General features: G+C 65.7%; 11 protein-coding genes. 8 read left to right on the top strand and 3 right to left on the bottom strand.

Translation table 11 applies throughout. The features are described 5' to 3' along the window. The 3 genes from hrpB to hemE all read right to left on the bottom strand — a co-directional run. Positions 1 to 1,434, bottom strand: a 1,434-nt coding sequence (gene hrpB, locus GJ693_RS11740) for an ATP-dependent helicase HrpB (protein WP_156256488.1), incomplete at its 3' end; no start/stop codon positions are given. Beyond that, on the bottom strand, positions 1,434 to 1,883 hold the full coding sequence (locus GJ693_RS11735) for a CopD family protein (protein WP_156256487.1): 450 nt from the start codon (positions 1,881 to 1,883) through the stop codon (positions 1,434 to 1,436). The genes hrpB and GJ693_RS11735, both read right to left, overlap by 1 nt. Positions 1,884 to 1,886: 3 nt before the next feature. Further along, positions 1,887 to 2,930: a uroporphyrinogen decarboxylase gene (gene hemE / locus GJ693_RS11730; RefSeq protein ID WP_156256486.1), complete on the bottom strand. Its 1,044-nt coding sequence runs from the start codon at positions 2,928 to 2,930 to the stop codon at positions 1,887 to 1,889. A gap of 365 nt (positions 2,931 to 3,295) precedes the next feature. On the opposite strand from hemE, the gene GJ693_RS11725 reads away from it, so the two are divergent. From GJ693_RS11725 to GJ693_RS11690, 8 genes are all read left to right on the top strand, one after another. Next, positions 3,296 to 4,159: a pyruvate, water dikinase regulatory protein gene (locus GJ693_RS11725; protein WP_156256485.1), complete on the top strand. Its 864-nt coding sequence runs from the start codon at positions 3,296 to 3,298 to the stop codon at positions 4,157 to 4,159. Continuing rightward, positions 4,159 to 4,752 carry a Maf family protein gene (locus tag GJ693_RS11720; RefSeq protein WP_156256489.1) on the top strand — a complete coding sequence of 198 codons (594 nt, stop codon included), beginning with the start codon at positions 4,159 to 4,161 and terminating at the stop codon, positions 4,750 to 4,752. Before GJ693_RS11725 ends, GJ693_RS11720 begins: the two co-directional genes overlap by 1 nt. Further along, entirely contained in the window at positions 4,749 to 5,636 is an 888-nt protein-coding gene (aroE, locus tag GJ693_RS11715; protein ID WP_156256484.1) for a shikimate dehydrogenase, read from the top strand. The genes GJ693_RS11720 and aroE overlap by 4 nt, the downstream gene beginning before the upstream one ends. Beyond that, positions 5,633 to 6,217, top strand: a complete 585-nt coding sequence (coaE, locus tag GJ693_RS11710) for a dephospho-CoA kinase (RefSeq protein ID WP_156256483.1) — start codon at positions 5,633 to 5,635, stop codon at positions 6,215 to 6,217. Before aroE ends, coaE begins: the two co-directional genes overlap by 4 nt. A 26-nt stretch (positions 6,218 to 6,243) precedes the next feature. Further along, complete coding sequence (locus GJ693_RS11705; protein WP_156256482.1) at positions 6,244 to 6,600, top strand: hypothetical protein; 357 nt, start codon at positions 6,244 to 6,246, stop codon at positions 6,598 to 6,600. A gap of 45 nt (positions 6,601 to 6,645) precedes the next feature. Continuing rightward, positions 6,646 to 7,311: a DNA polymerase III subunit epsilon gene (gene dnaQ, locus GJ693_RS11700; RefSeq protein ID WP_156256481.1), complete on the top strand. Its 666-nt coding sequence runs from the start codon at positions 6,646 to 6,648 to the stop codon at positions 7,309 to 7,311. 41 nt (positions 7,312 to 7,352) lie between these two features. Next, positions 7,353 to 7,982 carry a ribosome hibernation-promoting factor, HPF/YfiA family gene (gene hpf, locus GJ693_RS11695; protein ID WP_156256480.1) on the top strand — a complete coding sequence of 210 codons (630 nt, stop codon included), beginning with the start codon at positions 7,353 to 7,355 and terminating at the stop codon, positions 7,980 to 7,982. Between the two features lie 8 nt (positions 7,983 to 7,990). After that, positions 7,991 to 8,259, top strand: a 269-nt coding sequence (locus tag GJ693_RS11690) for a PTS sugar transporter subunit IIA (RefSeq protein ID WP_197042146.1), incomplete at its 3' end; no start/stop codon positions are given.

Below are 8,259 nucleotides of genomic sequence, written 5' to 3'. Positions count from 1 at the left end.
CTGCGCCAGCTTGCGCGCCGCGTCGGCCCGCTGGCCGCGTTCGCGCGCCCAACCGACAAGCCGCTGTTCCAGATCATCGCTGCGCCCGCCGAGCCCGCGTTCGCCCAGCAGCACGGCAATGCGCGCGGCGAGCAGGCCATGGCCACGCTGGGCCGCCAGCACCAACATGTGCGCCTGTTCGGGGGCCATCGCCAGGCCGGCCAGTTTCTCGCCATGTAGCGTCACCCGGCCTTCGGCATCGATCGCGCCCAACGCCTGCAGCCGCGCCCGTGCATCGGCCACGGCGGCCGGCGGCGGCGGATCGCGCCACGGCAGGGTTGCAGGATCGGGCACCCCCCAGCGCGCGCAATCCAGCACCAGTCCGGCCAGATCCGCCTCCATGATCTCGGGCGGGTCGAAGGGCGCCCGGCCCAGCGTCTCGGCGGCCTCCCACAAGCGGATGGCGACCCCAGGCGCGGTGCGGCCAGCGCGGCCGGCGCGCTGGGTGACAGCCGCCTGGCTGGAGCGCATGGTGACCAGCCGTTGCAGGCCCACGCTGCGATCAAGCTGCGGCCGCCGCGACAGGCCGGAATCGACCACCACCCGCACACCATCGATGGTGATGCTGGTTTCCGCGATGCTGGTCGCCAGCACGATCTTGCGGCGGCCGGGCGGGGCCGGTGCGATGGCGGCGCGCTGGTCGGTCGCCTCGCGGGCGCCGTGCAGGCGGAACAGATCAGTGTCGGCGGGCAAACGCGCTTCCAGCCGCTCGGCGGTACGCTCGATTTCAGCAACGCCGGGCAGAAAGGCCAGGATTGAGCCGCTCTCGGCAACCAGCGCGCCACGGATGGCACTGGCCATGGCATCCTCCAGCCGCTCGGCCGGATTGCGACCGATATGGCGCAGCGCGACCGGGAACATGCGGCCTTCGGATTCGACCTGGGCCAGGCCGGGAATGATGCTGGCAAAGCCGGCGACGTCCAGCGTTGCCGACATCAGCATCAGGCGCAGATCCGGGCGCAGCGCGGCGCGGGCTTCAAGGGTGAGCGCCAGGGCGAAATCGCTGTCGAGGCTGCGTTCATGCACCTCGTCAAACAGCACGCCGGCCACACCGGCCAATTCGGGATCGCCCACCAGCATCCGGGTGAAGATGCCTTCGGTCACCACCTCGATGCGGGTGGCGGCCGACGTGCGGGCATCGAGGCGGGTGCGGTAGCCGATGGTCTGCCCAACGGCTTCACCCAGTTGTTCGGCCATGCGTTCAGCGGCGGCGCGGGCAGCGAGCCGGCGGGGCGAGAGCAGGATGAGCTTGCCGCGCTGCGCCCAGTCTTCACCGAGCAGGGCGGGCGGGACCGCTGTGGTCTTGCCCGCACCTGGCGGGGCGACAAGCGCAACCGGCTGATTTTCCGCCAGTGCCGCCTTCAATTGCGGCAGCACGGCGAGCACCGGCAGCATCAGAAGGGCTTGACGATCACCAGCACCGCCACCGCCAGCGTGACCAGCGAAGGAATCTCGTTCATCAGCCGCAGCCGCTTTTCGGTTGTCGGCCGTTCACCGGCGGCAAAGCGCTTGGACATGACCACGCTCCAGTGATGAAACCAGGTCAGCAGGCAGACGAACGCGAACTTGGCCACCAGCCACAGCGGCCAGCCAAGATGGAAGGCGAGACTGAGGCCCGCCACCCAGCTCACCACCATCGCCGGCGACAGGATGATGCGGCGCAGACGGCGGCAGCGTTCATCCCACAGCGCCGATTCTGGCGCATCGGGTGCCAGTGGGTGCCAATAGACCAGGAAGCGCGGGATCATGAACAGCCCCGCCATCCAGAAGATGACGAAGGCCACGTGCAGCGCCTTCACCCACAGATAGGCTTCGCCGAGCCAGCCGACGCCCCAATCCGTCATCGCTCAGAGCGGCTTCTTCAGCAGCGCGAACAGATGTTCGACATGGTCGATCGGTGTGTCCTGCAGGATGCCGTGGCCCAGGTTGAAGATGTGCGGCCGGCCTGACAGCGCATGACGGATGCGCGACACCGCCTGTTCCAGCGCCTCGCCGCCAGCAATCAGCGCCAGCGGATCGAGATTGCCTTGCACCGGCATGTCGGGCGGCAGCATGGCATCGGCCCAGGCCGGATCGACGGTTTCATCCAGGCCAACGGCATCGACACCGGTTTCGGCAGCGTAAGCCGCCAGCTTGGCACCGGCCCCCTTGGGGAAACCGATGATCGGCACGTCGGGATGGCGCACCATCAGGCGGCCAACGATATCGGCATTGGGCGCAATCACCCAGCGTTCGAACTGGGCGGGGGAGAGTGTGCCGGCCCAGCTGTCAAACAGCTGGATAGCCTGGGCGCCCGCCTCGATCTGGCCTGAAAGATAGTCGACAGTGACGGCCACGATCTTGTCGATCAACGCCTGGAAACGCGCCGGGTCCTTGTAGGCGAGGCGGCGCGTTTCGGCCTGGTCCTTGCTGCCGTGGCCAGCGACCATGTAGGTGGCAATCGTCCACGGGCTGCCGGCAAAGCCCAGCATCGTCACCTTGGGATCGATGGCCTTTCGCACTTTGGCCACCGTCTCGTAGATCTTGGCGAAATGCAGCGGATTGGGCTCCAGCATCGAGAAGTCGCCGTCATGCAGCGCCGGGCTCAACTGCGGGCCTTCGCCGGGGCCAAAGGTCAGGCCCTGGCCCATGGCGTGCGGGACAATCAGGATATCGGAAAACAGGATGGCGCCATCCATGCCGAAGCGGCGCAGGGGCTGGATGGTGATCTCGGCCGCAGCATCGCTGTCATAGACGAGCTCGAGGAAGCCGCCCTTTTCGGCCCGCAGCGCGCGATATTCGGGCAGGTAACGGCCCGCCTGGCGCATCAGCCATACCGGCGGCGGGTCGCGGCGTTCGCCCTTCAGCACGGCGAGCAGCGGAGGATCCTGGGTCTTGATCGGGTCAGCCATGCGGCTCCCTTTCGGGCCAGCGCCAAAGCCGGTCAAGGGCCGAGACGACTCCAATCAATCGAAAACTATGCTGGAGGATTGTGGACTGTAGTGGCCGGCGGAATCGTGGGGATAAAATCGCCTCAACGATTCCATCCACAGGCTGATGGGTGAGCGACTCGCCGGATTCGGGCGAGTCGCCCGCTTCATCCCCGTTTTCCACAGCCCACCCTGTGAATATGTCCGCAGCCGCATGGCTTGGCCGGGGAAGCGGGGGCGGATGGGTGGAATATCGGCTTGCCGTTTGCTCCACACGGCGGTTAACGCTTTGCCCTGATGCTTATCCACAGAGTCATGCGTTGGGAAAATTCGCTGCGGGGCCGGCCATGACCACGCCGGAGGCTCTGCACCTGCATCTGATCAGCGATTCCACCGGCGAAACGCTGGAATCGGTGGCCAAGGCCAGCCTGGCGCGATTCGAAGGTGCCCAGGCGGTGAAGCATTTCTGGCCGATGGTGCGCAGCGAAGGCCATCTCGATCGCATCATCGAGGAAGTCGCCAGGAAGCCTGGCCTCGTCATCTACACGCTGGTCGATGGTGCCGTGCGCGATCGCCTCGAAACCCGCTGCGCGACGTTGGGCCTGCCGATGGTGTCGCCGCTGGATCCCACCATCTCGGCATTGTCGGAACTGCTCGGCCAGGCCGCCACCCGCCGGCCGGGGCGCCAGCATGTCATGGACCAGGCCTATTTCCGCCGCGTCGACGCCATCAACTACACGATGGTGCATGATGATGGCGCGCAGACCGCGCTGGAAGAGCTGGAAGAGGCCGATATCCTGCTCTTGGGTGTGTCGCGCACCTCGAAGACGCCCACGTCCATCTATCTCGCCAACCGCGGCTACAAGACGGCCAATATTCCGCTGGTGCCGCAATCGCCGCCGGCCCCGCACGTGTGGACGGTGAAGGGCCCGTTGCTGGTTGGCCTCACCACCGCGCCCGACCGGTTGCAATCGATCCGCCGCAACCGCCTGCTGACTCTCGGCCAGACACCCGACACCGATTATGTGGATGTGGAGCGCATCGAAGCTGAGGTCGCCTTTGCCCGCCGGCTGTTTGCTGATCACGATATCCCGGTGATCGACGTCACCCGCCGCAGCATCGAGGAAACCGCCGCGGCTATCATCAACCTGCACCAGGCCCGCAAGGACAAAGCCGGGGACGGGGACAGGGCCGGGGAGCGGCCGGCGTGATGCTGGTTCTGGCCAGCCAGTCGGCCGCGCGCCGGGCGATGCTGACCGCCGCCGGCGTGGCGCACGAGGCGCTGCCGGCGCATGTCGATGAAGAGGCGATCACGGCCGGGCTGGTGGCGGAACAGGCCAGCCCCGAACGCATTGCCGATGCGCTGGCCGAGGTGAAGGCGCTGAAGATCAGCCGCCAGCATCCAGGTGCGCTTGTGCTGGGCGCGGATTCCGTGGTGGTCACCGCGGATGGCGCCATGATCGCAAAGCCGGAGACCCGCCCCCGTGCCGAAGCACAATTGCGTCAGCTGGCCGGCACCACCCACCGGCTCATTTCGGCGGCCGTCATCTGCGAAGCCGGCAAGCCGGTGTGGCGCAGCGCCGGTGCAGCCAAGCTGACCATGCGCCGGCTGAGCGATGATTTCATCAGCACCTATCTCGATACCGAAGGCGAGGCCGTGCTCGGCTGTGTTGGCTGCTACCGCATCGAAGGCCTGGGCGCGCAGCTCTTCACCCGGATCGACGGCGACCAGTTCGTCATCCGCGGTCTGCCGCTGCTGGCGGTGCTCGATTATCTGCGCACGCGCGGAGTGCTGCCATCATGATCGAATGCATGCCCGAACCTGGCGTCGCCGGCGTCATCGGCTGGCCGATTAAGCACAGCAAGTCGCCGCTGATCCACCGCTTCTGGCTGGGCAAGCTGGGACTGGATGGTGATTACAGCCGCTTTCCGGTGGCACCGGCGCAGCTGGAACAGTTCATCCGCGCGCTGCCGGCGATGGGCCTGCGCGGTGTCAATGTCACCATCCCGCACAAGCTGGCGGTAATGCCGTTCCTAGACGAACTCGAGAAGACTGCCCGCGACGTGGGAGCAGTCAACACGATTGTCGTTAGCGAAGGCGGAAAACTCAAGGGAATCAACACCGATCTGGAGGGCGTTCGGGTTCCGCTCGCTGCTGCCGCTTCCCTGTGGAGGCCTTATCCAAATCACGTTGCCACTTATGTCCAGATCATCGGAGCAGGTGGAGCAGCGCGCGCTGCTTTTTGCGGGGCAGCAGCGGCCGGCTTCACGGATTTCGACGTCTTTGCTCGCGATCCCGCGAAGGCTGCCCCGTTTGCGCAATTTGTCGGTACACCGCTAGGCGGCGCACAGCCTCTTGAAGCGCTGGGGCCAATCCGCAATCCTGATGATGGCCCTGATGATCAGCGGTACAGCCACGTCATCATCAATGCGTCGCCCATGGGAATGGCTGGCTATCCGGAAGTGCCGATCAATCTCGACGATTATTATCCGGACACCATCGTCTTCGACATGGTCTATGCGCCCCTGGAAACCGGGCTGCTGAAAGCCGCGCGTGCGCGCGGGCTGACCACGATCGACGGCCTCGCCATGCTGATCGGCCAGGCCGCCGAAGCCTTTCGTCTGTTCTATGGCGCCGAGGCGCCCCGCCAGCATGATGATGAACTGCGGGAGCTGCTGACCCGATGAGCCGCACCATCATCATCGGCCTCACCGGCTCCATCGGCATGGGCAAATCCACCGTTGCCAGCATGTTTCGCAAGCTGGGCGTGCCGGTGTTCGATGCCGATGCCGAAGTGCGGCGCGTTCAGGGCCCCGGTGGCCGGGCGCTCGCCGCCATCGAAGCACTGTTTCCCGGCACCACCCATGCAGGCGGCCTGCACCGCGAGAAGCTGGGTGCGGCCGTGTTCGGCGATCACACGAAGCTGCGCGCGCTCGAACAGATCTTGCACCCGCTGGTGGCCGAGGCGCAGAGCGACTTCCTCGGCGCGCACCGGCTCAAGCCCGCCATCGTGCTCGATGTGCCCTTGCTGTTCGAAAAGGGCGGCTGGCGGCGCTGCCACATCAATGTCGTGGTCTCGGCCCCTTTTCGCGTGCAGCGCGCCCGGGTGCTGGCGCGGCCCGGCATGACGCCGCAGAAATTCGCCGGCATCCTGAAAGGCCAGATGCCGGATCGCGAAAAACGCGCGCTGGCCGATGTGGTAATCGAGACCGGGCGTGGCCGGCGCGAAACCTGGCTTGCGGTGAAACGGCTGGTCGCTTCTCTGTGAGTATGGGCCCTCGAATCCCAAGCAAAATGGTTGAAACCTATTTTGCCGTCCTCGACTTTGCCTTGGTGATTGCACTGCTTGGGTCGGGTTACGAGGAGTTTGCCCTCTCCAGCTTCACGATGGCCGGAATAATTGCCGCGACCGCATCAAGCATGTGGTGCTACCGCAGGATGATGCCCTACTGGCGGACCATTGCCGGGTTGGCCTTTGCACATCTGACCGTTCTTGTTGTGAAGCCCGATGCCGTTATGGCCCTGCTGTATTTGGGTAAGGGAGCGAGCTATAGCGCCGCTTTGCTTGACGGCTTTGCTTGCTACGCGATCATGCTTGCCGTGTTCTACGCCAAACATCGTGCCTTTCCCTGGAATATGCCTGAACCTTGAGCGCGCAAGGCTTGCCCTTCGCCGCGGCATCGCTACATGGACGGCATGCGCGAAATTGTCTGGGATACCGAAACCACCGGCATCATGCCTGGTGATGGCCACCGCATCGTCGAGATCGGCGCGGTGGAAATGGTCAACCGCACCGTCACGGGGCGGACCTTTCACACCTATCTCGATCCGCAGCGGCCGATGCCCAAGGATGCGGAGCGGGTGCATGGCCTGTCGTCGGACTTTCTCACTGGCCAGCCGATCTTCGAGCAGGTGGTGGATGATTTCCTTGAATTCATCGGCGATGCGCCATTGGTCGCGCACAATGCCGCCTTCGACATGGAGTTCCTCAACTGGGAACTGAAGCGCGCCGGGATGCCGATCATCCCGATGACCCGCGCCATCGACACGCTGGAGATCAGCCGCAAGACGCACCCCGGCGCCAAGCACACGCTGGACGCGCTGTGCACCCGCTATGGCATTGATCTTTCAGCCCGCACCAAGCACGGCGCGCTGCTCGATGCCGAACTGCTCGCCCGTGTCTATATCGAGTTGACCGGAGGCCGGCAGATCGGATTCGACCTTGCAACCGACGCGGCTGCGGACGACACTTCCTACGAGCGGGTGAGTCTCGCCGTACGCGCCCACAATGCCAGCGAGGAGGAGCTGGTGCGCCATGCCAGTTTCGTGGCCGGCCTGAAGGATCCGCTCTGGCTGTCGTGACGCTTGTTGAAGCGGGCACCAGCGCCTGAGGAGAAAACAGCATGGATATCCGGATTTCAGGGCACCAGGTCGATACCGGGGCAGCCTTTGGCGAACATGTGAACGACCGGCTGGGAGCGATGGTGGCGAAATATTTCCCCCGCGCACTGTCGTCGCACGTGACGCTCGGCCCCGCGCCTTATGGCCATTTCTCGTGCGACATCGTCATGCACGTGATGGCCGATCTGATCCTGAAGGGTTCCGCCCGCGCCGGTGATGCGCATCTGGCGTTCGATGCCGCGGCCGAACGCATCGACAAGCAATTGCGCCGCTACATGCGCCGCCTGAAGGACCGGCATTCGCCGGCCGCCGGTCGCACCGCGCCGCCGCTGGCCGAACTGGCGCCGCTCGACAACGCCGAATACAAGGTGTTCGCCGCCGCGCCCGATGATGTGGAGCCGGAAGGCGACGCCCCGCTGATCATCGCCGAAACCCGGGTCGATATCCCCACCACCAGCGTCAGCGATGCGGTGATGATGCTCGATCTCCGGAACACCACGGCGCTGCTGTTCGTCAACAGCGCCACGGGAACGCACAACATGGTCTATCGCCGCGAAGACGGCACGATCGGCTGGGTCGAACCCCGCGCCGAGGCTGCTGCCCGCCCGCGCCAGGCCGCCATGGCTGATTGAGGACGACAATGCCGACAGCATCCCAGGGGCCCGGGTTCGCCGGGCTGGTGGTCGCAGGCGGGCTGATTCCCGAACTGCCGGTGCTGGCCAAGGATGCCGCCTTGCTGGCGCTTGCCCGCCATGCGGCCCCCTTGGTGGATCAATCGGCCCTGCTGATCCAGGAACGACTGCGCACCCGCGAGGCGCTGGGGCCGACCGGCTTTGGCGGCGGCGCGGCCATTCCGCACGCGCGATTGCCCGGCTTGGCCCGCTGTGCCGCGCTGGTGGCGCGGCTGCC

This window comes from Sandarakinorhabdus oryzae, assembly GCF_009733735.1.
GTDB classification, from domain to species: Bacteria; Pseudomonadota; Alphaproteobacteria; order Sphingomonadales; family Sphingomonadaceae; genus Sandarakinorhabdus; species Sandarakinorhabdus oryzae.
Note: the sequence above shows the minus strand (reverse complement) of the source record. Positions and strands in the feature narration are given on the sequence as shown.

Bases quoted from the DNA above. Each gene is read 5' to 3' on its own strand.
- GJ693_RS11705 (WP_156256482.1), top strand. From the start codon at position 6,244: ATGGTTGAAACCTATTTTGCCGTCCTCGACTTTGCCTTGGTGATTGCA.
- coaE (WP_156256483.1), top strand. From the start codon at position 5,633: ATGAGCCGCACCATCATCATCGGCCTCACCGGCTCCATCGGCATGGGC.
- GJ693_RS11720 (WP_156256489.1), top strand. From the start codon at position 4,159: ATGCTGGTTCTGGCCAGCCAGTCGGCCGCGCGCCGGGCGATGCTGACC.
- GJ693_RS11735 (WP_156256487.1), bottom strand. From the start codon at position 1,883: ATGACGGATTGGGGCGTCGGCTGGCTCGGCGAAGCCTATCTGTGGGTG.
- aroE (WP_156256484.1), top strand. From the start codon at position 4,749: ATGATCGAATGCATGCCCGAACCTGGCGTCGCCGGCGTCATCGGCTGG.
- hpf (WP_156256480.1), top strand. From the start codon at position 7,353: ATGGATATCCGGATTTCAGGGCACCAGGTCGATACCGGGGCAGCCTTT.
- dnaQ (WP_156256481.1), top strand. From the start codon at position 6,646: ATGCGCGAAATTGTCTGGGATACCGAAACCACCGGCATCATGCCTGGT.
- GJ693_RS11725 (WP_156256485.1), top strand. From the start codon at position 3,296: ATGACCACGCCGGAGGCTCTGCACCTGCATCTGATCAGCGATTCCACC.
- hemE (WP_156256486.1), bottom strand. From the start codon at position 2,930: ATGGCTGACCCGATCAAGACCCAGGATCCTCCGCTGCTCGCCGTGCTG.